At 37.7% G+C, this 24,437-nt stretch carries 24 protein-coding genes; 7 read left to right on the top strand and 17 right to left on the bottom strand.

Annotation, left to right across the window (positions count from 1 at the left end; all coding sequences use genetic code 11):
* Positions 1 to 129: 129 nt before the first annotated feature.
* The 5 genes from cyoE to ACEVFT_RS13055 form a co-directional block, all read right to left on the bottom strand.
* The gene (gene cyoE / locus ACEVFT_RS13075; protein WP_205444397.1) at positions 130 to 1,080 is read right to left on the bottom strand and encodes a heme o synthase; all 951 of its coding nucleotides are present in this window, start codon (positions 1,078 to 1,080) and stop codon (positions 130 to 132) included.
* Positions 1,081 to 1,392: 312 nt separating this feature from the next.
* Complete coding sequence (locus ACEVFT_RS13070) at positions 1,393 to 2,046, bottom strand: alpha/beta hydrolase (protein WP_393950219.1); 654 nt, start codon at positions 2,044 to 2,046, stop codon at positions 1,393 to 1,395.
* Positions 2,047 to 2,084: 38 nt separating this feature from the next.
* Entirely contained in the window at positions 2,085 to 2,642 is a 558-nt protein-coding gene (locus ACEVFT_RS13065) for a hypothetical protein (protein ID WP_393950218.1), read from the bottom strand.
* A gap of 136 nt (positions 2,643 to 2,778) precedes the next feature.
* Complete coding sequence (locus ACEVFT_RS13060) at positions 2,779 to 3,480, bottom strand: tetratricopeptide repeat protein (RefSeq protein WP_393950216.1); 702 nt, start codon at positions 3,478 to 3,480, stop codon at positions 2,779 to 2,781.
* A 704-nt stretch (positions 3,481 to 4,184) separates the two neighbouring features.
* Positions 4,185 to 4,664, bottom strand: coding sequence for a thioredoxin family protein (locus tag ACEVFT_RS13055; RefSeq protein WP_205444401.1), 480 nt, complete (start codon positions 4,662 to 4,664; stop codon positions 4,185 to 4,187).
* Positions 4,665 to 4,859: 195 nt separating this feature from the next.
* Here ACEVFT_RS13055 and ACEVFT_RS13050 point away from each other — a divergent pair, with 195 nt between their 5' ends.
* Both ACEVFT_RS13050 and ACEVFT_RS13045 read left to right on the top strand, forming a co-directional pair.
* A complete protein-coding gene (locus ACEVFT_RS13050; RefSeq protein ID WP_393950214.1) occupies positions 4,860 to 7,154 on the top strand; it encodes a YhgE/Pip family protein in 2,295 nt (764 codons plus the stop codon).
* A gap of 80 nt (positions 7,155 to 7,234) precedes the next feature.
* A complete protein-coding gene (locus ACEVFT_RS13045) occupies positions 7,235 to 7,747 on the top strand; it encodes a PCYCGC motif-containing (lipo)protein (protein ID WP_205444403.1) in 513 nt (170 codons plus the stop codon).
* A gap of 32 nt (positions 7,748 to 7,779) precedes the next feature.
* Here ACEVFT_RS13045 and ACEVFT_RS13040 read toward each other — a convergent pair whose 3' ends face one another.
* The 6 genes from ACEVFT_RS13040 to ACEVFT_RS13015 all read right to left on the bottom strand — a co-directional run bounded on the left by ACEVFT_RS13040 (position 7,780) and on the right by ACEVFT_RS13015 (position 15,232).
* Positions 7,780 to 9,822, bottom strand: coding sequence for a cellulose biosynthesis cyclic di-GMP-binding regulatory protein BcsB (locus ACEVFT_RS13040; protein WP_393950212.1), 2,043 nt, complete (start codon positions 9,820 to 9,822; stop codon positions 7,780 to 7,782).
* Positions 9,822 to 11,093, bottom strand: a complete 1,272-nt coding sequence (locus ACEVFT_RS13035; protein ID WP_393950210.1) for a glycosyltransferase family 2 protein — start codon at positions 11,091 to 11,093, stop codon at positions 9,822 to 9,824. The genes ACEVFT_RS13040 and ACEVFT_RS13035 overlap by 1 nt, the downstream gene beginning before the upstream one ends.
* The gene (locus tag ACEVFT_RS13030; protein ID WP_393950208.1) at positions 11,086 to 12,534 is read right to left on the bottom strand and encodes a DUF2334 domain-containing protein; all 1,449 of its coding nucleotides are present in this window, start codon (positions 12,532 to 12,534) and stop codon (positions 11,086 to 11,088) included. The genes ACEVFT_RS13035 and ACEVFT_RS13030 overlap by 8 nt, the downstream gene beginning before the upstream one ends.
* Positions 12,524 to 13,381: a diguanylate cyclase domain-containing protein gene (locus ACEVFT_RS13025; RefSeq protein WP_342532981.1), complete on the bottom strand. Its 858-nt coding sequence runs from the start codon at positions 13,379 to 13,381 to the stop codon at positions 12,524 to 12,526. Before ACEVFT_RS13025 ends, ACEVFT_RS13030 begins: the two co-directional genes overlap by 11 nt.
* Positions 13,362 to 14,420 carry a hypothetical protein gene (locus tag ACEVFT_RS13020; RefSeq protein ID WP_393950206.1) on the bottom strand — a complete coding sequence of 353 codons (1,059 nt, stop codon included), beginning with the start codon at positions 14,418 to 14,420 and terminating at the stop codon, positions 13,362 to 13,364. The genes ACEVFT_RS13025 and ACEVFT_RS13020 overlap by 20 nt, the downstream gene beginning before the upstream one ends.
* A gap of 275 nt (positions 14,421 to 14,695) precedes the next feature.
* Positions 14,696 to 15,232 (bottom strand): hydrolase, encoded by a 537-nt coding sequence (locus ACEVFT_RS13015; protein ID WP_393950204.1) that lies wholly within the window; start codon positions 15,230 to 15,232, stop codon positions 14,696 to 14,698.
* Between the two features lie 384 nt (positions 15,233 to 15,616).
* Here ACEVFT_RS13015 and serC point away from each other — a divergent pair, with 384 nt between their 5' ends.
* Positions 15,617 to 16,705, top strand: a complete 1,089-nt coding sequence (gene serC / locus ACEVFT_RS13010; RefSeq protein ID WP_393950202.1) for a 3-phosphoserine/phosphohydroxythreonine transaminase — start codon at positions 15,617 to 15,619, stop codon at positions 16,703 to 16,705.
* A gap of 279 nt (positions 16,706 to 16,984) precedes the next feature.
* Entirely contained in the window at positions 16,985 to 17,344 is a 360-nt protein-coding gene (locus tag ACEVFT_RS13005) for a hypothetical protein (RefSeq protein ID WP_205444410.1), read from the top strand.
* 64 nt (positions 17,345 to 17,408) lie between these two features.
* Here the strand turns inward: ACEVFT_RS13005 and ACEVFT_RS13000 are convergent, their stop codons facing one another.
* Genes ACEVFT_RS13000 through ACEVFT_RS12990 form a run of 3 tightly spaced genes read right to left on the bottom strand, consistent with a single transcriptional unit; the run spans position 17,409 to position 19,458 of the window.
* On the bottom strand, positions 17,409 to 17,837 hold the full coding sequence (locus ACEVFT_RS13000) for a Fur family transcriptional regulator (protein WP_004227247.1): 429 nt from the start codon (positions 17,835 to 17,837) through the stop codon (positions 17,409 to 17,411).
* The gene (locus ACEVFT_RS12995; protein ID WP_393950200.1) at positions 17,834 to 18,697 is read right to left on the bottom strand and encodes a metal ABC transporter permease; all 864 of its coding nucleotides are present in this window, start codon (positions 18,695 to 18,697) and stop codon (positions 17,834 to 17,836) included. The genes ACEVFT_RS13000 and ACEVFT_RS12995 overlap by 4 nt, the downstream gene beginning before the upstream one ends.
* Positions 18,698 to 18,711: 14 nt before the next feature.
* A complete protein-coding gene (locus tag ACEVFT_RS12990; protein ID WP_205444412.1) occupies positions 18,712 to 19,458 on the bottom strand; it encodes a metal ABC transporter ATP-binding protein in 747 nt (248 codons plus the stop codon).
* A gap of 168 nt (positions 19,459 to 19,626) precedes the next feature.
* Here ACEVFT_RS12990 and ACEVFT_RS12985 point away from each other — a divergent pair, with 168 nt between their 5' ends.
* Positions 19,627 to 19,863 (top strand): Nif11 family protein, encoded by a 237-nt coding sequence (locus ACEVFT_RS12985; RefSeq protein ID WP_155591608.1) that lies wholly within the window; start codon positions 19,627 to 19,629, stop codon positions 19,861 to 19,863.
* 47 nt (positions 19,864 to 19,910) lie between these two features.
* Here ACEVFT_RS12985 and ACEVFT_RS12980 read toward each other — a convergent pair whose 3' ends face one another.
* Entirely contained in the window at positions 19,911 to 20,804 is an 894-nt protein-coding gene (locus tag ACEVFT_RS12980; protein ID WP_393950197.1) for a deoxyribonuclease IV, read from the bottom strand.
* Positions 20,805 to 20,816: 12 nt separating this feature from the next.
* Positions 20,817 to 22,118, bottom strand: coding sequence for a DEAD/DEAH box helicase (locus ACEVFT_RS12975; protein WP_205446996.1), 1,302 nt, complete (start codon positions 22,116 to 22,118; stop codon positions 20,817 to 20,819).
* Between the two features lie 293 nt (positions 22,119 to 22,411).
* Between ACEVFT_RS12975 and ACEVFT_RS12970 the strand changes: the two genes are divergently transcribed.
* Positions 22,412 to 23,467 (top strand): 2,3-butanediol dehydrogenase, encoded by a 1,056-nt coding sequence (locus ACEVFT_RS12970; protein WP_342440995.1) that lies wholly within the window; start codon positions 22,412 to 22,414, stop codon positions 23,465 to 23,467.
* Positions 23,468 to 23,649: 182 nt separating this feature from the next.
* Here ACEVFT_RS12970 and ACEVFT_RS12965 read toward each other — a convergent pair whose 3' ends face one another.
* On the bottom strand, positions 23,650 to 23,793 hold the full coding sequence (locus tag ACEVFT_RS12965; protein WP_393950195.1) for a hypothetical protein: 144 nt from the start codon (positions 23,791 to 23,793) through the stop codon (positions 23,650 to 23,652).
* 110 nt (positions 23,794 to 23,903) lie between these two features.
* Here ACEVFT_RS12965 and vrrA point away from each other — a divergent pair, with 110 nt between their 5' ends.
* Complete coding sequence (gene vrrA, locus ACEVFT_RS12960; RefSeq protein WP_205444422.1) at positions 23,904 to 24,398, top strand: VrrA/YqfQ family protein; 495 nt, start codon at positions 23,904 to 23,906, stop codon at positions 24,396 to 24,398.
* Positions 24,399 to 24,437: the final 39 nt, after the last annotated feature.

Below are 24,437 nucleotides of genomic sequence, written 5' to 3'. Positions count from 1 at the left end.
TAGCTTCTACCTTAACTTTTAATAAAAACGCGTAAACTTGTTGGTTTTTATTTAGCAATTGCTTCTGAACTAAGTAAATTTTTCTTTTTCCCTGCCATTTCGGAAATAAATAGACATCAAAGGGGAAAATTAATATAGCTTAAAGATAACCCCTACTAACGAGTACACAATGACTGTTGAGAATAGTATAGTCATATGGAATAGTGAAAAAACAAACATTTTGGTAGCCCATTTCACTTGATCTGTATTACTATGATAGCCGTAAATACTCATCACTAGCCAAGCAACGCTTAAGATCAATGCCACGAGCATAATACCTACACTTAAAGAGCCAAATAAAAAGCTTGATAGAATCAATAAGATTAAATAAAAATTGGTTTGATAATACGTACGTCGCATCCCTTTGACAACTGGTAGCATGGGCACACTGGCTGCTTCATAGTCTATACGTTTGCGAATGGCAATAGCATAGAAATGCGGCATTTGCCAAATGACCATAACAAAAAATAAACCAAGTATCGCTGGGTGTGTAATATCTGTCGATACAGCAGACCAACCAATTAATGGTGGTACTGCACCACTAATACTACCGATTTCTGTATTATAAATCGTACGACGCTTTGTCCACATTGTATAAGGGACTACATATAGGAATACACCTAATAAACCAAATGCAGCGGCTAGCGGTGAAGCAAGTGCTAGCACAGCTATCCCAATAATTAACATTACGACAGCTAATGATAAAGTCGATTTCGCTGACATTTCACCTGTAACAGTTGGTCGGCTTTGTGTACGAGGCATAATCGCATCAATGTCACGATCATAGACATTATTAAAGGCCCCTGCTGCTCCAATGACAAGGGCAGAACCGATTGTTGAAAAAATGATTTCTGGTATATTGTCTACAAACGTCATTTTATTTTTGTACATGCCTAGCGTTAAACCAGCCCACATAGGTATTAAATTGGATTTGATAATCCCTGTTTTGACGGTTTGCGCTAAAATAGAAGAACGTGATGACTTCCCTCTTGTTTTTTCGGAGGATTGTGGTTTATGCTCCGTTTTCAGATTTTGTTCCATTCAGCTTAATTCCTTTTCTCCATAATTTCTACACGCTTCCATCGATAGAAAGCGACAAAATTTGCATCTAGCACATCAAATTATTATTTTACCCCTTTTAGATCTGTTCTGTCTCTCTGTTCACATAAAGTACATGTTTTCATCTAACAAAGCACGCTCATTCACAACATCTTCTATGATACCACCGACTGACATGAATTTGAACCTTCTTGCCTCGATTCTTCCAATCACTATTGGAGAAAAATAATTGGATGATAGATCATACTGCAGTAGCCAAAAAAACCGAGACAAATCTTTGCCTCGGATTTCCTTTTATTGAATTTCTTCCTGCAGTTGCTGCGCTAAAAATGCTACCAAATCCCGAAGATTGTCAGGTGTTACACCATGTCCATCTGGGTATTGTTTAAATGTCACCGTGGCACCAAATTGTTCAAAGATCTCTTTGCTTTCCATGCCCCATTGAGAAGGGATGACATAATCATAATCTCCGTGCGAAATAAAAGCCTGTAAATGTTCTACAGAACGGATGGCATATTCCTCTGTCACAAATTTGGGTGTATAGCCACTTAATGCAACGATTCCTGTCACTAAATTCCCCATAACAAAGGCAAGTGATTGTGCTAATACCGCACCTTGGCTAAAGCCTAGAACAAATACTTTATGGGGATCGATTTGATATTCATCGATGGCCTCTAATATAAACCGTTGCAATGCCACCAACACTTTATCAAAGATAGCACGATCTGGTTGCCCTACTTCTTGAATGGTGAAAAAAGCATAGCCAGGTTTCTGTGTAATCGGCCCTCGTAAGCTAAAAATATGACATTGCTCTTGAAAATCCTGCACTAATGTTGGTAAATCATCCTCATGGCTGCCCATGCCATGTAGCAAAAAAATAGCAGGGTATTTCTTCGTTGGATCCATATTTGTTGGTTGTGTATGTTTAAAAGTAAATGGTGTATTCATTCAATTAAATTCCTTTCACGTAAAGCTTTGTAACAAAATTAGCATAATTTTGTTTTATTAATTAGTCCATCTGTATGGTAGGCAATATAGCCATTAACAATACGTATCGTTTCTTGTGGGTCTGCGTCAAAGAGTATTTTGGATTGTTCTGGCGTTGATACAAGAACAGTTAATAAATCCATGCGCATGGAATGCCCAGCAGAGCTATACGCATAATCATAAATAATCGCTTCCTCTGTCATGCCTTCCGTCTCATATTGCTGATGGAATAAATCCTTTGCAGCATCCATTTGCTCTGCAACTTGTTGACGAATTCGCATCTGATGCATTAATAATTCCTCTTCAAGAGCTGCTGGCTTTAGCCACTTTTTTGCCTGGAGCATTTTTAGAAATTCCTGCTCCCAAGCCTGTTCATTTTCTGTAAAATAAAGCATATTAATCATCAACATATCCCAAAAGTCCATTGATGTTGCGGCTGATTGTCGCTGCACGGCAATCGTTTCCTTAAAATGCTCTTCCACTTTTGTAATATTCATATTGCGAACTAAATGATTACATACGTTTTCAATAAACTTATTTGCCACTTCTTGTGCCATAAAAAATCCGTCCTTTATATCTACAAATCATTTTCTTTCTTATCATACCATGATTGTGGAATATGGCAACGAACCCCGCTCACTAGATTTCTAAGTGAAAAGGATGTCTCCATATGCGTTGGAGACATCCTGAATGTTAGGAGAAAACATAGCTATCCATATTATCTATTGTATTTTGAATGGCCTCTTTCAATGACCGCTGCTGTTCGCCACAAGAAGCTAGTGCGTCCTCTAAAGTGATTGCCGCATTCGCCATAAATGGAGCCATTTGCAAATCTTTAGCTAATTGAATAAGTATGAGGGCTTTATTCCATTTCCAACGAGGGTTTGTGGGATCTAGATGTATCGCTTGCTCTAAATAACCAAGCGCATCGAAAGGCATCCAGCCAAAACGGTGCATGGTCTGTCCTGTGATTCCCCAGTAGACCGCTTTATTCGGGTTTTCCCTTACGGCTTGTTGAAAGCAGTGAACACTCTCATTGTAATGATGTGCAAATAAGAACAGCTCTCCCTGTGTAAAAAAAGACTGTGCTTTGTCAGCTGGTGTTCCTGTTTTCGCGACTTCCTCCAGTTGCTGAATACGCTTCGCAAATGCCTCCTCATCTTTTATTGCCCGTATTTCTACAACTAGATCTGATTCTGGATAGCTTTCATCGGCACGTTCCACATGCTGTACTTCGATATGAGGAGTTGGCTTTGGATAGCGATCATATTCATACTCTTCTAATAAAGTGATATATTTTTGTGCCAGTGCTTTGTCCTCTTCGTTTGTCACCTGCTTCGCTAATTCATAGCATTTCATTAGCTCACCATTATAAAAATAATCATCCATTGACATTCATAATTCCTCCAGTGTACAACTATTCAGTATTTTTAGTATACACTACAAAAACAAAAGAGACTGTATTAAAATAACTTTTGATACAGTCTCATGTTGTTGAAAAAAGATGATGTCAACGGCAGAAAAAGCAACTTTGCAAGGCGAGGGGTTGATTTCCGTTCCGCCAGCATCCTTTCCAGGGGGCGTCCGATGAGCCGCTTCACTCACTTCCGTTCGCTCCAGGCTCTCCTCTGTGACGCTAAATCCCCTTGGAGTGACGCTGGCTCCACTCCAATCAACCATTCTGCAAAAGTGGCTTTTCCTTATCTTTCAAACTAGCTAGCCGTAGTAATCAAATTAGCCCATTATTTGTATGATTAGAGAAAGGATAGACTCTTAATTTCATTGCGAAGAAGTGATGAGTGTCAAAAGCCCTCCATAGAATGGGTAGTGAAGACCTTCACTTTATTTGAAGACCTTTTCTAAAAAGTTAACATTTTGTAGGTTGGAGTGGAGGGCTACTTGACTCCCGTGGGATAGCGAGACAGGCAAAACTCTAAACGGAGCGGTAGCGGAGGAAGCGATTCGGCGCTCGCCCACAGGAAAGCAAGTAGCCTGTAACGGAAACCATTTTCACCTTTCACAAAAATTCTATTGATTGTTTTATTTTTCAACACTAAGAGACTGTATCAAAATAATTTTTGATACAGTCTCACACTTCTCTATTTATTTAACACAACGGTATTTAAGAATGTGCGTAAATCCTCTTCTTTTAAAGCTCCTACAAAACGATTTACTTCTTTACCATCTTCGAAACGAATGAATGTTGGTGTTGCTTCAATATTATATTTTTCCCATAAATCATCATATTCATAGACATTCAATTGAGCAATATCCACACCTAGCTCATCGGCAATCGGCATTAATTCAGGTGTAAATGCTTGACAGTGTACACAGATTGGACTGAAGAAATAAGCATTAACCGGTTCGCCCGCTTTAATTTTAGCTTCTAGTTCGTCTGGTAACATAATGTTTTGATAGTTTGCATCATCCAATTGATCAATTGTTTCTTGTTTTAGCTTTTTATCGCCATAAGGATTGTTTGCGCTTTCTAATTTACTTTTGTTTGAGACATTGGTAAGCACAATAATTGCAGCAAATAAAACAACAATTACAGAACCAATAATTAATAATTTTTTCACTAAAGTAGTGACCTCCTTTTTTACACTAAAAGCCCTAGTTTTAGTGCATTCGCGATTGATTATAAATTGTTTTGAAAACCTAGTAAACTAATTCGCCTTTAAATGAAGATATTTCACATTTATAACATAATTTTAAGTATATTTGGGAACATACATAATGAGAGTTCATGCAAAATTTGAATGTGGGGTGATTAGATGAAAAACTCGTTCCAGCATGTTTTTCAAATTTATTCAAAAGATATCCGTAATATTGTCACAAACTGGGTCGTAGCTGTCATTATCGGTGGACTAATTTTCCTTCCTTCTCTTTATGCCTGGCTAAATATTTATGCCTCCATGGACCCATACGCCCACACCTCTAATATGAAGATCGCGATTGTCAATGAAGATACGGGAACCACTGTAAGAGATGAAGCAATCAATGTCGGGAATGAGGTTATCGAGACTTTACGTACCAATAAAAGCTTTACTTGGGCGCTCGAAACGGAGAAAAAAGCCAAGGAACATTTAAAAAATGGTGATTACTTTGCTGTCATTGTCATTCCAAATGATTTTTCCAAAAAACTAACCTCCATTCTAACCGACCAACCAATGAAAGCCCATATTGATTATTATGTAAATGAAAAAAAGAATCCTATTGCCCCTAAAATTACAAGTAAAGGAGCGAGCGTACTTACGCAGCAGGTTTCGAGTGAATTTGTCTCGACAGTCAATGGCACACTTTTTTCTATTTTTAATACGATTGGGATTGAAATGGAACGTGACATTCCTGATTTCCGTAAATTCGAAAACTATGTCTTTACAATAGAACAGCATTTACCTGATATTCATACATTTTTGACTCAAGCCTCTACACAAGGACAAGAGGCAAATCAATTACTTAATCAAGCGCTTACACAAGTTCCCCAGGTGGAACAATTGACAACAGATGGTTTAACAACCATTCAGAAGGGTTTACATTTAGTGAATGAAGCAGATGCTTTGTTTAATGAACTATCGCCCGTCATCAAAAAGGATATCGCAACTGTCCAAAATATCGCACAACATTTTACAGATATCATCAATCAGCTCAATAGTATAAGCCTTGATCCTACCTCTATCACGCAAACGAAAGAGGCACTTAAAAATCAATTGGCAACATCCAAAGATAATATAACCAATAGTATTCAAACGCTTGAGGCACTGCAAAAATTAATTCAGGCAGATGCTTTGACTCGTAAACAATTAGAGGACTCCTTAACAACCATTATCGACTCTTTGCAGGAAAGTAATGCGGAAGCGAATCAACCAATTATTGAACAGCTTACAGCCATTCGCGAAGTTTTGCAGCATCCTCCAAGCTTCATTGATTCAACGTCAAATGCGCTTACCGCTTTACAGCAATTGCAAAATTTGCATGACGATATACTAAATAAAATCAATCAATTAAAGCCAATTGATCAAGATGTCATCCAGCAGGATATTTCATCTATTCAGCAAATCGCACAAAATGCTACAGCTAATTTACAAAAATTCTTATCCTACTATAACGAAAGTCTAGAGCCACAAATTCGATCTACCCTTACCAGTGCGAAACAAACTTTAACTAACGCTTCTACCATGCTGACAAATGTAAAACAATTCATACCTCAGGCAACAGATAAATTGACACAGGCCAAAAACACGCTAGGAACAGCAAATCAAGCTATTCAAAAAATACAAACTGAATTTCCAACTTTAAGTGCTAAAATCAAAGAATTAGCGAATAAGCTACGAACTTTAGAAGAAGAAGCGGATCTAGCAGAGATTGTGCAATTACTAAAAAATGATGTCAACGCCGAACGTGATTTCTTTGAGGAGCCTATTAAATTAAAGGAACATCGCGTATTCCCTATTGCGAACTATGGAACAGCCATGACACCGTTTTACACAGTACTATCTATTTGGGTAGGCTGTTTACTGTTAATTTCATTATTATCTGTGAATCTTCATGGAGATACACCTTACAGTATTCGAGAAATTTACTTTGGCCGACTCTTAACATTTGCAACTTTTTCGTTTATTCAAACCCTTATTATTACTATCGGAGATATTTTCTTAGTAGATGGCTCCATTCAAGCACCTACCTACTTTATCTTATTTGGACTTTTCATTAGTCTCGTATTTGTAACGGTTGTCTATACACTCGTATCCGTCTTCGGCAATGTAGGGAAAGCATTAGCTATTGTGATGCTCGTATTACAAATTGCTGGCTCTGGCGGAACCTATCCAGTTGAGTTATTGCCAAGGTTTTTCCAAATAATCAACCCGTTCTTACCTTTTACGTATGCGATTGAAATGATGCGTGAAGCTGTTGGAGGAATTATCTGGTCAACAGTCTGGATGGATCTTCTTTTCCTAGCAGGTTTCTGGTTCACTTTTATCCTGTTCGGCTTTTTCCTAAAAAAATTATTGAGCGAGAAAATGGAACATTTCATGAACAAAACACGTGGATTAGATATATTTCATTGATTTTCAACGAGGCTGCCTGTAAATGTTTATGAAAACGATGTTATAATGGAAGCATTGTAAACATGTAGGAGGCGCTATTTTTGAAGAAATCGATTTCTATTTTTGTTGTATTGGCGTTACTGTTATTAAGTGCTTGTGGAGAAAATAAAAACAGTGCTGATACCACTCCTGAGGCAAATGACGCCTCACATGAAGGACATAGCCATGCGGAGGCTTCGGGTGATATCCAAGAAGTAACCGCTTCTGCTGACGTCCTACCGACCTTTTTAGAGGACAAACAAGAAAATATTCGCTTAGTCTATCAAATCGCTGGACAATCGACAGAGATTCTCGAATGGATGCCATGCTATTGCGGCTGTGGAGAATCTGCTGGCCATAAAAGTAATTTAAACTGCTTTATTCAGGAAAAACGTGAGGATGGTTCTATCGTCTGGGATGATCATGGGACACGTTGTTTAGTTTGCTTAGAGATTGCTGTCCAGTCAGCACAACTGCATAAAGAAGGCAAGAGCTTAAAAGAGATTCGTCAGTTCATTGATGACACATATAAAGAAGGCTATGCAAAACCAACACCAACGGACATGCCTGCGTAAAAAAGCAAAGTCGCACAATCGCGACTTTGCTTTTATTGTTTCAATTGATTTTTCTTTCGTTTACGAAGGATGATATACAATATTACTGCGATGACAAGGATGAGCCCAAGAAATTCTGCAATTAAAATATAGGATATTTCACCTTTTTTATCTACCTTCACATCACCACTATCAGCTTTTTGCTCCACTGCCACGACAAATTGTCCTTCTTTTGTTTCAATCGCAGCGTCTGTCTGTGAATCTGTCTCTTTTAAGTGAGCATAAAAGTCACCTTTTACAGAAGCATGTTCTACTGAATGAATCCATAATAAAGGCTCGTTAAGCTGCCAGAAATTTTTTGTTATAAACACATATTGACCAATTGCCTCAGGTAAAAACCCTTGTGTAAGAAGCTGCTCAGATGTATGAGGAATTTTTGTGGCTTGTTTGGAAAGCCATGTGAGCTGTTCCATTTCGCCCATAAAAATCACTGCATGCTTTTGTAAAGCTTCCTCTGTTACATTCTTATCCTTCATCAGCGAAATTTGCGCCATATTGCCATTCGTCATTAGCGATTTATAAAGCGATACCATTGTTGTATCGTCCATTTCCCCATTATCAGGTATAACGATTAACGTATTTTCATGAAAAGCATTAGGAAAATCACGTAATGTAAATGTCGGTTCAGAAGTGTCTTTTGTAATCGATAATGTACTGTCACTATCAATGTAAATCCAATAGCGTTCATTGGTTGTTTCGCATGGATCTTCTAGTTGGAAGCCCGTTACTTCAAATTGGATATCGGTCATTGATAGTCTGTTGAGCACATTGGTTTGAATCGGTATAAGGGCCTCATACATATCTGTTGTTGTTTGTTCTAATTTTCGTAAATCTACTGCATGTGGCACATTATTGATATACGCGATCAATTCTAATTTTCGATCCTCATCCTCTTTGCTGTCCGGTATAGTTGCTGATTTTTTGACTATCAAACGCATGAAAGCTTCTTTATTTGCCTCTAACTGTGGCAAGGACACATAGTAATGAGGTGTCATTGTCGCCTGGCTGGATAAAAGTCGATCCTCAAAGCCAAATTGCTTAAATGAAATCGTTGTATCAGATGAATCCTCTATTTTAGGAATATCTTGAATCGCTAATGTATCACCGATTAATTGCTCGAATAATCTTGCTTCGGTTAAAAAAGATAGTCGTTCCTGAATCACTTGTCCATTTGAAGAGGTTACGGCTAAAAGAGGTACTTTTCGATGAGAGTCTGTATTCACTAGTTCCTGCATCGTAAGTGTCATGGCATCTTTCTCAACACTTATATTTTCTAACATTTTTTTCAATAGGCTTGTACTAAATTCATTTTTTGCCCCTACGATGATGATGGGACCTGTTATCTTATTAATAGCACCTTCACGCTCAATCTGTACATCTGTGTCACCATGTTCAGATAAAAAGGCTGCAAGCTGATACCCGCTGTTTAATGTGGCTTCAGAGGCTTGCTTTGGTACAATAACCGTCGTTGCATAGCCCTCATAGCCTAAAAACGCAGCAGGATAGCTATTTAATGACCAAACATTGCTCTCCTCGCTAAATGCTGAAATAGACGATTGTATTTCGATACGTAGCCAATTTCCAGCGTTGCCAGGAGGTACACAAATCCCTTCTTTAAGAATGCCATAAAAACTAGCTGAAATTTTATGAGAACCCTTTAGCAGTGCTTCTTTTGGAAGATTGGCGGTAACAGTCTGTTTTAATAAATCTGCTTTCAATGGGATTGTTTTAATGGCTACATCATCCACTTTCACCGTGAAGGAGGATGGCGCTATAAGTAGCTCAGAATGCTGGATTTGAAAAGTAACTTGCTGGTTATTGGATGCTACATCTTCGTTTAGATTGTAATAAAAATCTCTGGACGAGGAAGGTCCCTGGAATTCAATTGGCTGTGCTAATAATGGCTTTTTCTGCTGTTGATTGCCTTCAATTGCAATGGTGTTGTCATCTACGGTAATGGTAGCTGCAACGGCATCGTTAGCAAAACATAAAAAACCAATATAGAATAAACATAAATAGAAAAATTTGGTTCTCATTATTTTGCTCCTTTATCTGATTGCTTGGAAAAACGCTCTGTCTTATACCACTGAACTTCTTGGCCTGTAAACATGCGCTTTATTTCTAATAGTAATGACCAAACGACTAGTACAATCCACATTTGTGAATAGGTAAAATACATAAGTATGACATAGAAGAAATTTTTTCGATTCATTTCTGTTTTTTCAATACTTAAGGTAATCATCACTTCACCTAAAAATAGTAAAAAGGCTAAAACCCATAAAACAAGGGCAATGTCGCCAACGGTCAATCCAATATCATAAAATAAATTAATAATAAACAGGGCATTGGATAAAATGACACCAAAGAAAAATAAAAAATACGTAAAGAAGAAATAAAATAAATCAAATATTATACTTTTTCTTTTTAGGGTGAAGAATTGACTTAAAAACTTCAGCACGACATATTGATTACCTCTTGCCCATCTTGTGCGCTGCTTCCACCATACTTTTAACGTTTCTGGTTCTTGCTCCCACGTAATGGCTTTTGGGAAAAAACGAATATGGTAGCCTAAATTATAAACACGGATGGTCAGCTCCGTATCTTCAGCTAATGCTTTCACATCCCATCCACCTAATTGCTCCAAAACCGTCCGCCGGATTGCGAAATTGGTGCCAGGTATAGTTGCCACCTTAAACCATTTCCAACGCCCGCCTTGAGCCATCCATTGGAAACAAATGGTTTCTATATTGATAAAACGCGTTAACCATGTTTCTGCCGCATTAATAACGCGAAATTTCCCAACAGTGGCAGCCGCTTTCGGATCATTCATGAGCCCCATCACTAAATACCAAACGGCCATCCGTTCAGGTGTATTATCAGCATCATAAACCACTACAATATCCCCAGTTGAATCAGCTAGGGCAGAATTTAAGGCAGAGGATTTACCTTTCCCTTTGTTTGGCTCTACCGTTTTAATGACACGAATAAATGGGAATTTCTCTGCGTATCGCGCTGCAATAGCTCCTGTTTCATCCGAGGAATTATCATTAATGACGATCACCTCGAGTTGATCTTTCGGATAATAAAGTCGTGACATGGCCCGTAGTGTCTGTTCAATAACGAGCGCTTCATTGTGTGCAGGAATAAAGACACTAACAGAGGGAACCTTGTCCATTTTTTTAGCCCAGTCATCAATGGGCTTTTCAAATGTCCGAAAGTGTAAATAACCACCCTCCATTAAAAACATATGGTAGAGCAGCATGATCCAAATGAGGAAAAGAGAAATAAAAAATAATGTATTAGCCATTTGTTTTCCTCTCCTCAAATAATCTCTTACGTAAGGTAATCCGTAAACGCAAGGTACTTATAAAAAATAATGTAACAAACAGCGAAACAATCAAGACAAGCGCCCATAAGATCAATTCAAATGGTCGTTCATCAAATAAAATCTTCAAACGATCTATTTTTGTAAACGATAATTGAATCGTTTGTTCGCCATTTTCATCTTGCACAATCGAAACATTTTCTGATGTGACTCGTTGCTTTGTTTGCCGGAAATTAAGTAGTTCAATTTGTGGATGTTCACTTAAATAAGTGGCAAGATCTTGAACATAGGAAGCATTAAAATAGGCTGGGTATTGAATACCGATGATAGAACTCGGAACTTTTAATAACTGCTCTATTTTCTGTTTAACAGGATACAAAGGATTATTGTCCGTATTGGCAATAGCTCCTACTGTCATCGGATATATGGTGTGACTGTCGTTTTGCGATAGATAGAGCATTTGATTTCCTTGTTGAATACTACCTTGAAAAAAAGAGCTACTGCCACTAATTATTGTTGGATAGATTTTACGAAGCACTAAATAATCGAGATTTTTTTCAGTTTGACTAGCAGTAGACGAAGAAAGGACGAATGGATACCCTTCCTTTTGCAATTTTTGTAAATAACTTAATAATTTTTTGTTATCGTGCAAGTGATAGGTTTTTTTTTCATATTCATCCTGCAAAATCGGTGTGACTTCAAGAGCTACCGGGATTCTTTTTTCAGAAAATTCTATCACCACTTCTTTTAATTTCTGTACCTCTGTTTTCATATTGATATCTGTTAAAACGATAAAGGCAGGATGTATCTGCGGCTTGGATAAATGTAATAATTCACCTATTATGGCTGGCCATTGATAGTGCAAAAAATCCTTATTGATGAAATCCCCAATAAATGACCAATTGTCCTTTGTGACGATAAAAGGATAGGACTGATTCAAAGAAGAAGCATACTTTACTATTTCCGAATCTGCAGAAGGTTGTATACTTTTCCATCGAACAGGGTTGTTTAAACTTTCTTCTCCTATAGCTCGAAGTTCCACTACAGATCCTTCCTGCCACTTGGAAAAAGTTGTGAATTGAAGTGCATTCTCACCAATCAGCAACACAGGTCCTTGAAATTGATTCAATGCAGATAGTGCATTTTGAGGGATTTTTGTTTGGTAGGAGTTCAAAATTACAATGCGTTTATACTGTTGTAGATTGCGTTCATTGACATCCTCTATATAAACAACATCTACGGACGTAGATGTTTGCAGCATCTCTTGCAAAGCGAATACATCATCAGTTGGCTGCTGGTTGCTCGTGACATAAATCAATGCCACGTCCTTGTCAGCTTCTACTGCAGATGCGATTTCATTATTGATGAAAGTATAAAAACAAAGCAATCCCATGGCGAACCATAATTGATAGTTAGAGTGCACTTGTTTTCATCTCTCTTTCCAGATCTTTTAATAATTCATCAAACGTGGATTCTTGCAGTGGCTGATAGGTGAAATAGCTTGTTTTATAACTTATGGTTACCCATTTACCATTTAACAATTGATGATTTTTCAAAGCTTGGTCCAATTTGTCATAGATGACTTCCATATATTTGTCAGTCGTATCGATTAGTAGCAATCCGATATGATCTTCACGAAAACGAAATTTTTTATCTGTTAGTCTGACAGTTTGCTGTATCCTTTGTGAAAGTTGTTGCCATAAATGTTGAATTTCTTTTGCCCCGTAAAGCTGTTGGAACTTTCGATAATTCTCAATTTTTAACACCATAAAAACAAAGGTTTGTTTCTGTCGATCCGCTCTTCGCATCTCCTCATTGACACTGATATACATACGTGTTTCATTATCAAAACCCGTTTCAACATCAATCGCTACATAATTCCTTACGTCTTCTTGCAGTTTCTTTAAATAGTTTTCCTGATCCTTCATTAATTCATGCACCCTACCGGCACAAAGAATAAGTAGCAATAACATAATGCCATAGAGGAAAAACAGCTGCATGGAGAAGGCTGGATTTAGAAATGTCAAAGATCCTGATATTCCTGTATAAAGCAACGTTGAACCTGTAATAAAAATTAATACTAAGCTACTTATAAGTCCAAATACGATCCCTCTCCAAAGTGTAAGAACAATTAATAGCAATAAAAGAACGTATAATAGCAAGCCTTCAGCATCCTGACGCAATAAAAAATAAGTAGGTATTTGTAAGAGTAAAATAAGGATGGTTCCATAGACAAAAATAGCTCTATTTCTAGTCATTGTTGTACGCATTTTCTACCTCCCTTTCTGCTAATAGTGGTAGTAAATTATCAAAACTATGCGTTGCCCTTGTTTTTTTATCAACATAACCTGTTGTAGGGTCCTTTAAGGTTTCCATTTTCTCAATAAACTGCTGTGCTATTTGCTGTTCGCCTAGTGCAAGCATGTATCTCGCTGCCATGGCATAAACAGCTGGTGATTCATAGTCAACAGTTGGTTGATTCGTTTGAGGATTATAACGACCATATAATTGATTGTCTCTTTTCAGAAGGTTTAATAGCCAGTCTTTGAATGCTGCTGTATCCCCATCTATAGAAGCCAGATGATAAGCTGTATACAACTGATCAATCATGTGTAATTCTTCGTCAAACACATACTTTTCAGCGGAAATATCATAATATTTTGGAAAAAACCCTGCGTTAGCTTGTGGCGCATTTTGTATAATAGCTAACTGCTGTTGGACTTGTTGTTGGGATAAGAGACCGTTTTTTTCCATCTCATAAAAAGCTGAAGGCATAATATAGCTAATCGTTAACGTATTGGCTTTGTCATGGCTGTCAACATCTACAAAATCGACAAATAATTCTTTATTCATTCCATGCTGAACCAAGTTCTCTCCTATTTTTTTACCCAATTGTAAGTAAGTTGAATCATGCCATTTTTCACCCGCTGACAGTAAAACACGAATGATTCGCAAATCATCAATCAATGCATTAACAGAAGCCTTTCTAGTCCCCTCGATTCGCCAGACAATAAAATCATTTGTTAAAAAGTATGATTTCATAACATTTATTTGTTCATTAAAACGGGCTTGATCATCTTTTTCTAGTAAATACGCCAACCATAACCCTACCGACTCTGATAAAAATAGATCTTTTTGGTTTGTTAAATCTGTGCATAATAATCCTTTATCATTCAGTAAATCTTGAATAACAAATTGTTCCGTTGATGAAAGAGGATCTTTTTGTCCATTTACTTCTTTACCTGTACAACTAATCGAAAGAAAAACTACACTAACTATTAACAGTAACCATTTAATATTTTTTATCATCGTCATCATCCTCATTAATAGTTATCTCCCTATAATGAATTCCGGTTTTTTATTATAGTATACAACAATTAGAATGGCTAAGTTTTTATATGAGTAATGTCATAATTTATACAGATTTAATAAAAAAAGATGTTTGAAAAAGGTCTATATACCCATCAAACATCTCCTGTTTTATATATAAAATTATTATATTTTTATACATTTCTATCGAAAGCAAAAATTGTTATTACAGTGAATGAAGGACACAGACCTATTGTTTCAATTTTAACTCCACGTCACTTAACAAGCTTCAAAATGGTTTTAAAATGTTCATGATCTGCACGTTGTAGTAGCTCATATAAGATCATTTCGGTGCTTGTTGGATAAATACCAAGGGCATTCATCTTTGCAAGCCCAATTTCTTTATTTGCCTTTGTTCGAGAAGATACGGCATCAACAACAACCTCGACTTCAAACCCTTGTTCTTTCAGTTGTCTAGCCGTTTGGTACACACAAATATGTGTTTCGATACCTGTGACAATGAATTGAGAACGTCCATTTTCCTTCATCGCCTCTACAAATGCCTCTTCTTGGCACGCACTAAAGACCATTTTGGCAATAGGTTGCCCTTGTAAATGCTGGGCAATATCAAGTGCCGTTCCGCCTAAACGACTTGGATTCTGTTCTAGCCATAAAATAGGTACTTCTAGTGCTTGCATCGCTTGTACTAGCTTTGCCACATTATCAATTATCGTTTCACTGTCATCCACAATTGTTGCTAACTTTCCTTGCACATCTACAACTACTAAACAAGCTTTCTCTACTGTAAACATCCTAAACACCTCTTTTTCTTTTCTTTATAATATTATACAAAAATTTGCTTACCTATCGTAAAGTAATAAGGATTTTCTCTAATAATAGATTGATTTATCATGTTCTTTCACACTTTATCAAACGGAATCATCCGTAAACAAAAAACACGAACATTGTTAATATCAAACTCTAAAAATATATTCAATATACGAAAAATATAACTTTTGTTTAAAAATAACCTTCTATTCGTTCGTGTTTAATACAAAATACCTGCTTAAATGTGTACATTTTGTTGCGAGCCTGTCGCCATTCTGCTCAAATATTAAGAATTTTATTTTTTCTCTTGAAAATTAGGGTATAATCCAGTAAAGTTCTGTTATTAACCAAACAAGGAGTGTACCACTTTGACACAACGTGCATACAATTTCAACGCAGGTCCATCTGCTCTACCACAAGAAGTATTAGAGAATGCTCAACAACAATTAGTAAACTTCCGTGATTCAGGTATGTCTATTATGGAAATGAGTCACCGTAGTGCCATTTTCGACGATGTACATAACGAAGCTATTACTTTATTAAAAAAGCTTTACGCTATTCCAGAAAACTATGAGGTACTATTCTTACAGGGTGGAGCAAGCCTTCAGTTTACAATGGTGCCTATGAACTTCTTAAACACTGAGCAAAAGGCTAGCTATGTATTATCAGGCTCATGGTCTGAGAAAGCTTTTAAGGAAGCTAAATTGTTTGGAACACCTGTTGAAGCTGCAAGCACAAAAGAAAACCAATACCGCAATATTCCTGCATTAGAAGCTATTCAATTCAATGAAGATGATGCTTATGTTCACATTACTTCCAATAACACGATATACGGTACACAATGGAAAAACTTCCCTAACACAGGAAATGTTCCACTAGTAGCGGATATGTCAAGTGATATTCTGTCTAAGCCAGTGGATATTGAAAAGTTCGGAATCATCTATGCTGGTGCTCAAAAAAACCTTGGCCCTTCAGGTGTAACGGTCGTGATTATTCGCAAAGATTTACTTGAAAAAGCGAATAAAAACATCCCAACGATGCTAAAGTATACAACACATGCCGATAGTAATTCTCTTTATAATACACCACCGACATTTGGGATCTATATGTTAGGCGAGGTGTTAAAATGGGTAGAAGCTAAAGGCGGCGTAGCAGAAATTGAAAAACATAATGAATTAAAGGCAAAAGTGATTTATGATGCCATTGACAATAGTAATGGTTTCTACAAAGGCCATGCGACACCTGAAAGCCGTTCTTTAATGAATATTACATTCCGTGTTGCAGATGAGGAGCTTGAAAAGCAATTCCTTGTAGAGGCAAAGGCAGCAGGTTTTGTCGGGCTAAATGGACACCGTTCTGTAGGTGGCTGTCGTGCTTCCACTTATAATGCAGTGCCACTTGAGGCTTGTGAAGCTTTACGAGATTTCATGGTAGATTTCCAACAAAAACATCAATAAACTTATCTTTGAACGACGAGTCCTTACATTTCTGTAGAGACTCGTCGTTTTTCTCGTTTGTAGAGGGAAACAAGCAAATCTATCCCCATAAAATTAACTTGTGTAGATGTTTATAGCAATATTTCAACTTAGGGCTTTACACAATGCCAAAGTTTTTGAGAAATATATAGATTTTTAAGCTGCCTATCGGACATATCGCCAGCCTCTAGCTATGCACCAAACATAGATTATTACTGTAAGGGTTACCCTTACGAAACTAGAGGAAGGGAGGTCTAGACAATGGAAGATAAACGATATATGTCACATATGAATTGGCAAGGCTGTAAATGTCCTAAAAAAGAGGAAAAATGCTGTCAACGTAAAGTTGAGAAATGTCCTTGTCAAAAAGAGGAAAAATGTACACCAAGAATGAGCAGCAACTGTAGAAGTTGTATTTGTCAACAATTAAGAAAATTAGAGCTTGCTACTACACTAGATATCTTCTTATCTGGAGGTATTAGCTTCTTAGGTGTGACTTTCATTTCCTTCGATCCACGAACTTGCTGTGCATACTTCCTTGAGCCAGGTGCAGCAGCTGCTTCTCCTTTAATCGTAGATTGCAATAAAATTGTTGCAATTCGCCGAGTGGCAGTAGCTTAATCAATTTAGAGGGTAGCCCTATACAGGCACCCTCTTCTTACATAGAAAAAAACTCTGTCAACATTTAATGTGACAGAGTTTCATGCTTACAATCTGGGCATTTCCCATATATTTCGAACTTATGATTTTCAATTTCATAGTCAGGCAATTTTTCACCTAACATTTCCATTGGACAAAGATTAAGCTCTTTGACGTTGCCACAATCCATACAGATAAAATGATGGTGATGATGCGCAGATTCACAGTGCATACGGAAATTACGTTCCCCTGATAGCTCTGTTTCTTCTAATATCCCAAGTTTCACAAAAGTAGCAAGGTTACGATAAATGGTATCAAAACTCATTCCCGGAAAATCTTTTTTTAAAACATCCAATAAATCACGAGCTGTTAGATATTTATCTGTTGCTGCAAACATATCTAATATTAACTCCCGTTTATCTGTTTTTTTATAGCCATTTTCCTTTAATATTTCCCACGCTCTTGAAATATTCATTGCGCTACCTCCCCCTGCTTTGCAGCCATTTTAAATGCTACCTTCTTTCCTAGGATTACAAGTAACAAAATCAAAATAGAAGTGACAACAATCGTGCCTCCTGGCGCTAAATCCATATAAAATGCACTAATTAGTCCAATTAATACAGCTGTTTCTCCAAAAACAATAGCATAAAAAATGGTTTGCTTAAAGCCCTTTGCCAAGCGCATTGCAGCTGCGACAGGTAACGTCATCAACGATGATACTAGTAAAATACCTACTATGCGCATGCTTGCCGCAATGACAAGTGCTGTCACAATCATAAATAAAAGATGAACCCAACGAGCCGGAAGTCCGCTAGCTTTTGCATATTCCTCATCAAAAGACAAAACAAATAATTCTTTAAAAAATAAAAATAAAAAGACAATAACAATAGCCGCTATTCCGATCACTACCCATAAATCTTGGCGAGACACAGCAGATACTGAGCCAAATAAATAGCTCATTAAATCTGTACTAAAGCCACTGGCAAGTGAGATAAAGATAGCACTAATCCCAATACCACCTGACATAATGATTGGAATGGCAAGCTCCTCATAGTGCTTATACAAACGTCTTAGACGCTCAATTAAAATAGAGCCACTAACAGAGGCTAGTATTCCTAGATAAATAGGATTGAGCATTGCTAATGCTGTTACTGATTGACTGATGTATAAGCTCCCAGCGATTCCTGCGAGTGTTACATGCGATAATGCATCCGCAATCAAGGATAGTCTACGTACAACAATAAACACACCCAGCAATGGAGCAAGTATGCCAATTAATAATCCAGAGAAAAAGGCATTTTGTAAAAATTCATAGTGTAAAATTGCTTCAATCATCGTGCCTACTCCTTCTAATGAATCTTTCTCACGGAATGGCCATACCAAGCGTCTAGCGCATCCTGAGAAATATTATCAAATTCATTTTTATAGCCATGAAAGTGAATGGTTTGATTCAAACATGCCACATGGCTAATGCGATTTGATACCGTATCAACATCGTGTGTGACAAGAATCATGGTAATTCCTTGTTCCCGATTCAATTTCGCCAGCATATCATAAAATGACTGCACATTCTCGTGATCAATGCCGACCGTTGGCTCATCTAAAATGAGCAGTTTGGGATCACTGACTAAAGCTCTTGCAATAAAAACACGTTGTTGTTGTCCACCAGATAGTTCTCCAATGTTACGATTCATAAAAGCATCCATGCCAACTGCCTTTAAAGCTTCTTGAACTTTCCCTTTGGCATCTCGGCCAGGTCTTTTAAAAAGCCCTAATTTTTTCGTTAATCCACTTTTCACGACCTCTTGTACGGTTGCTGGGAACCCAGAATTAAAGGCATTGGATTTTTGCGACACATAGCCAATCCATTCACGGTGCTTAAAATTTGCACTTGGTTCGCCAAATAATTTTATTTCTCCAGATAAAGGTTTCAATAAACCTAAAATAATTTTTAATAAAGTTGATTTTCCCGAACCATTCGGACCGAGAAGTGCTAAAAAATCACCCTCTTCTACACGAAAAGAAATGTTTTTTAGAACTTGCGTATAGTCATATTGAAATGACACATTTTCAATGTCAATAAGTGTTGTTTTCATGCATGATCGCTTCTTTCTAATTCAAAATCATTACGATTTACAAATTGTAAGTATAAAGGAAAGTGCAGTTTTTGTAAAGAAAAGAAGATGGATGCTTTTTTCGAATAGGCTAAATGTAAGTGTGTATATGATTTCATGAAAATAAAATGGGATAAAGGAGGATTGACTTTGAGTATTCAATTTTTACAGCAATTAGCACAAAGCACGGATAAGGAAATTGTCGCGATTGCTCGTGAAGAAGGCTTTAACATTACGACTTCTGAAGTAAAAAAACTTCGACCTTATTTGGAGCAATTCTCATTTTCTTGGCTATTTTTAGGTATTCCTAAAGATATTCTTGTTGAAGTGGAGGCCGTTTTAGGAAGAAAGCGCTCTCGTCAACTCATCGCCTTGTTTACAAAATAAAAAAAGCCCGAAATCAGAATCACAGCCTGATTTCGGGTTATTTAATGTTAGCCTTTTAACGCTTCAATAAGCTCAGGCTTAAATGTACCGTTTCGTAACATATCGATTTCCACTTTATACGGAGCTACCTTAGATTTGGCATCACTATTGAGAGGAACAAATGGCGTTTCTAAAATTTTGGGAACATCCATTAATTGCGGATGATGTACTACATAGTTGAGGGCATCAAAGCCAATATGACCAAAGCCAATATTTTCGTGGCGATCTTTGCCTGCACCTCGCACATTTTTGGAGTCATTAATATGCAATACTTTAATGCGCTCCACACCGATTATTTTATCAAATTCGTTTAATACACCATCAAAATCTTCTACAATATTATAGCCAGCATCATGTGTGTGACAAGTATCAAAGCATACAGAAAGACGTTCATTATTTGTTACACCGTCAATAATTTTAGCAAGTTCTTCAAAGGAACGCCCACATTCTGTCCCCTTCCCTGCCATGGTCTCTAATGCAATTTGAACGGGATAGTCTTGAGATAATACCTCATTTAAACCTTCAATAATTTTAGCAATTCCAGCATCAGCACCTGCACCTACATGGGCCCCAGGGTGTAAAACAATTTGCGTTGCTTCCAGTGCGGCAGTACGTTCAATTTCTGATTGTAGAAAATCTACGCCGAGACGGAATGTTTCTGGTTTTTCTGTATTGCCAATATTAATAATATAAGGTGCATGGACAACAATTTTGGTCATACCATGCTCTTTCATATGCAGGAGGCCATTCATGATGTTTAAGTCAGCAATGGCTTTGCGACGCGTATTTTGCGGTGCTCCTGTATAAATCATAAATGTATTGGCTCCGTATGATAGAGCCTCTTTACTAGAGCCAAGTAGCATTTCTTTCCCACTCATCGAAACATGTGAGCCAAGTAACATGTAAAAGCCTCCTTATTTTTTACCTCGTGCTTTTAAGCGACGTTCACGTTTTTTAACTTTTTCCATTTCCCACTTCATATTACGTTTATAGCCAGGTTTCACCTTTTTAGGCTTACGCACCAATGCTTTTGCTTTCACATCAATTTCATTCTCTTGCTTCACACGATTTTTACGAGCATGACGCTCTTTTAACTCTGACCATTCGCCATCTTTGACATCTTTTTGTACAAAAGGAATGCCCATTTTTTCTACGCGAACTACTGCATCCTCATCTGATGGCTCAAATAAAGTAATGGCTGTCCCTTTATTGCCTGCACGAGCTGTACGACCAACACGGTGAATAAAGAATTCTAAGTCCTCTGGGATTTCGTAGTTAATTACATGAGAAATTCCTTGAATATCGATACCACGAGCAGCTAAATCAGTCGCTACAATGTATTGGTAGTCAAGATCACGTATTTGCTTCATCATCTTTTTGCGATCACGTGGACTTAAATCACCGTGAATTTGGCCACAACGGATACCATGTTCATTTAAGTAACCAGCAACGTGTTCTGCTGTTTTACGTGTATTGGTAAAAATAACAGCTAAAAACGGATTAATGCCTTCAATAACTTCTAGTAAACGTTTGTTACGCGATTTTGAGCGCACTGGCACAAGTACAAAATCGATCCCTTCTGCCACTGGTCGTTTATCATTCATATGGATGTGCACTGGCGCTTCCATATATTTCTTTAAAAACGGCTGAAGTTTTTCCGGAATTGTTGCAGAAAAAACATACATTTCAAGCTTTTCTGGCATCTGAGAAGCAAATCCATCAATCTCTTCAATAAAGCCCATATCAAAAGCTAGATCCGCTTCATCAACAACTAAAATTGGTGCTGTATGCACAAATAACGCTTGTGCTGAAACAAGGTCACGAATACGTCCTGGTGTTCCAACAACAATTTGTGGCTGTGTTTTTAATTTATCAATGGAGCGTTGTTTGTCCGTACCCCCAATAAATAGTTTTGCTTGAATAGCAGTTCCTTCTATTAGTTGATTTAATGCATCAAAAATTTGTTGTGCTAACTCTCGTGTAGGAGAAGTAATAACGGCCTGTACTTCCTGTTTTTCTGCATCAATACGTTGAACAATCGGAATTAAAAAACTATGTGTTTTCCCTGTTCCTGTATGTGCCTGTCCAATAGCACTCTTCCCTTTTAATAAAAGCGGAATAATTTCTTTTTGAATTGGTGTCGGTTCTGTAAAGCCAAGATTTGCAATGGCGTCCTGCAAAAATGGCTGAAAATTATAATCAGTATATTTTGACATCATTCGTTCCTCCTAACATCTTTTTCATTGTACCATGATTCGAACTTTAAGGTATATTTACGTCCTATTTCTTACTAGCATAAACATAATTTTAATGTTTTATTATCACCGTAACAAAGCCCTTATCAAAGGTACTTGAAATACGCAGAATATGCAATCAAAAAAGCGCTGCAACAATGTTCGAAAACGCTTGTAATATGTAATTTTTATGTCAATTTATAGGGAACTAATGATTAGCAGATTCTCCACATGTTATGATAGGGCTGTAAGACATTATAGGAGGTTGATAGATTATGAAAGCAGCAAGATGGTATAAAGCAAAAGACATCCGTGTAGAAAACATTGAAGAACCAGTCATCGCACCTGGAAAAGTAAAAATTAAAGTACATTGGACAGGGATTTGTGGCAGTGATTTACATGAATACGCAGCTGGGCCAATCTTTATTCCAGTGGAGCAACCTCACTATGTAAGTAAAGACATCGCGCCCATTGTGATGGGACATGAATTCTCAGGAGAAGTAGTTGAAATTGGCGATGGTGTAACATCTGTTAAAATAGGAGATCCAGTAGTAGTAGAACCAATCCTTGCATGTGGCGAATGTGCTGCCTGTAAAAAAGGTAAATATAATATTTGTAAGCATTTAGGTTTCCACGGTCTTTCAGGCGGTGGCGGAGGATTCTCCGAATATACAATGGTAGAGGAAAAATTAGTTCACAAAATGCCAGAAGGTCTTTCTTATGAGCAAGGGGCACTTGTAGAACCAGCAGCAGTCGCTTTACATGCCGTGCGTCAAAGTAAATTAAAAGCCGGTGACAAAGCTGCTGTCTTTGGAACAGGACCTATCGGACTTCTTGTTATCGAAGCATTACGTGCAGCAGGCGCTGCAGAAATCTATGCTGTAGAGCTTTCGGCAGAGCGTGCCGCAAAAGCTTTAGAACTAGGTGCAACAGCTGTCATTAACCCTAAAGATGAAGATGCCGTTGCGCGTCTACATGAATTAACAAATGGTGGCGTAGATGTTGCCTTTGAAGTAACGGGCGTTCCTGTAGTATTACAACAAGCTATTGACTCAACAACTTTTGAAGGCGAAACAATCATCGTGTCGATTTGGGAGTCTACAGCAGCTATCCAGCCGAACAACATTGTTCTATCAGAGCGTACAGTCAAAGGAATTATTGCCTACCGCGATATTTTCCCAGCAGTAATGGAGCTTATGACACAAGGTTACTTCCCTGCAGACAAGCTTGTTACAAAACGAATTGCTCTTGATGAAGTAGTAACAGAAGGCTTTGAAGCTTTAATGAAGGAACGTAATCATATTAAAATTCTTGTCAATTCTCAAGCATAATCTAGCATCAATTACGCCTCAGCTTAATTGCGTCCAGATTTTTTTCGGGCTTCCTCTTCAAAATCTGTGACATCCGCTGGAGCTTTTATCTTGATTCAGTCGGTGTTTGGACACCGACTGAATCAAAGAGAACAATTTATGCAGTCATCTCACCACCGATAGAGGTGGCGTTTTCTGCTGAATCAAGATAAAGAAAAACGTCGAGTAGTTGCTCGGCGTTTTTTGTCGTTCGGCGTTCCAAGGTAAACTTGTGGCACAATTTTTTTATCTACATATAATACGCTCACAAGCAAAAAGTAGTAGGTCACTTCTGTGCATTTCCACATATGGATCGTGGGTTATTGTTGATCTATATTGAACCCTCCCATTAGCCTTTGCATATCATAGCTATAGTCAGGTATGTCATCAATGAAAAACAAGTAGAAAGGAGATCATTATGGTATTTCGACCACCTTATCCATACCCAATGTACCCGGGTGGCATGAGAATGCCCATGCCCATGCAAACACCTCCACAGATGTCGCCACAGTCCTTTTTCCCTCCTGGAGGCTTCCCTGGTCAACCACGAATTCCAGGCGGCTTTCCAATGGCTAATGGAATAGGTTCATTTGGAGGGCAAATGCCGATGCCACCTGTGCAAGAAGCTTCGAAAGTCGGTTCATTTTTACAGCAAGCCAACAGTTTATTCAATACAGCCAAAACCTATACCCCTTATATCCAACAAGCTATGCCAATGGTGAAAAATATTCCATCACTCTTAAAATTGTATAAAGGATTCCAAGGACTTCCTTCCTCTGGCGGTGGAGCAGCTGAAGCAGCAGGAAGCGACAGTAAGGCTGCTGGAAGTAGACGGTCATCCAGGCAAAGTGCATCATTTACGCCTCCCGAGCCACTTCCATCCAAACCACGTATTTTCCAACCACCTATGTAAATGAACGTTTCTTTGTATTCACAGTCCCTGTCCGTTATA

Origin of the sequence: Lysinibacillus sp. PWR01 (genome assembly GCF_043359455.1) — a bacterium.
Classification (GTDB): domain Bacteria; phylum Bacillota; class Bacilli; order Bacillales_A; family Planococcaceae; genus Lysinibacillus; species Lysinibacillus fusiformis_F.
The sequence above is the reverse complement of the archived record's forward strand: the minus strand, read 5'-3'. Positions and strand labels throughout refer to the sequence as shown.

Excerpts from the sequence above, each read along its gene's own strand:
- cyoE (WP_205444397.1), bottom strand. The coding sequence starts at position 1,080 with ATGGAACAAAATCTGAAAACGGAGCATAAACCACAATCCTCCGAAAAA.
- ACEVFT_RS13070 (WP_393950219.1), bottom strand. The coding sequence starts at position 2,046 with ATGAATACACCATTTACTTTTAAACATACACAACCAACAAATATGGAT.
- ACEVFT_RS13065 (WP_393950218.1), bottom strand. The coding sequence starts at position 2,642 with ATGGCACAAGAAGTGGCAAATAAGTTTATTGAAAACGTATGTAATCAT.
- ACEVFT_RS13060 (WP_393950216.1), bottom strand. The coding sequence starts at position 3,480 with ATGTCAATGGATGATTATTTTTATAATGGTGAGCTAATGAAATGCTAT.
- ACEVFT_RS13050 (WP_393950214.1), top strand. The coding sequence starts at position 4,860 with ATGAAAAACTCGTTCCAGCATGTTTTTCAAATTTATTCAAAAGATATC.
- ACEVFT_RS13040 (WP_393950212.1), bottom strand. The coding sequence starts at position 9,822 with ATGAGAACCAAATTTTTCTATTTATGTTTATTCTATATTGGTTTTTTA.
- ACEVFT_RS13035 (WP_393950210.1), bottom strand. The coding sequence starts at position 11,093 with ATGGCTAATACATTATTTTTTATTTCTCTTTTCCTCATTTGGATCATG.
- ACEVFT_RS13025 (WP_342532981.1), bottom strand. The coding sequence starts at position 13,381 with ATGCGTACAACAATGACTAGAAATAGAGCTATTTTTGTCTATGGAACC.
- ACEVFT_RS13020 (WP_393950206.1), bottom strand. The coding sequence starts at position 14,420 with ATGATAAAAAATATTAAATGGTTACTGTTAATAGTTAGTGTAGTTTTT.
- ACEVFT_RS13015 (WP_393950204.1), bottom strand. The coding sequence starts at position 15,232 with ATGTTTACAGTAGAGAAAGCTTGTTTAGTAGTTGTAGATGTGCAAGGA.
- ACEVFT_RS13005 (WP_205444410.1), top strand. The coding sequence starts at position 16,985 with ATGGAAGATAAACGATATATGTCACATATGAATTGGCAAGGCTGTAAA.
- ACEVFT_RS13000 (WP_004227247.1), bottom strand. The coding sequence starts at position 17,837 with ATGAATATTTCAAGAGCGTGGGAAATATTAAAGGAAAATGGCTATAAA.
- ACEVFT_RS12995 (WP_393950200.1), bottom strand. The coding sequence starts at position 18,697 with ATGATTGAAGCAATTTTACACTATGAATTTTTACAAAATGCCTTTTTC.
- ACEVFT_RS12990 (WP_205444412.1), bottom strand. The coding sequence starts at position 19,458 with ATGAAAACAACACTTATTGACATTGAAAATGTGTCATTTCAATATGAC.
- ACEVFT_RS12980 (WP_393950197.1), bottom strand. The coding sequence starts at position 20,804 with ATGTTACTTGGCTCACATGTTTCGATGAGTGGGAAAGAAATGCTACTT.
- ACEVFT_RS12975 (WP_205446996.1), bottom strand. The coding sequence starts at position 22,118 with ATGTCAAAATATACTGATTATAATTTTCAGCCATTTTTGCAGGACGCC.
- ACEVFT_RS12970 (WP_342440995.1), top strand. The coding sequence starts at position 22,412 with ATGAAAGCAGCAAGATGGTATAAAGCAAAAGACATCCGTGTAGAAAAC.
- ACEVFT_RS12965 (WP_393950195.1), bottom strand. The coding sequence starts at position 23,793 with ATGTGGAAATGCACAGAAGTGACCTACTACTTTTTGCTTGTGAGCGTA.
- vrrA (WP_205444422.1), top strand. The coding sequence starts at position 23,904 with ATGGTATTTCGACCACCTTATCCATACCCAATGTACCCGGGTGGCATG.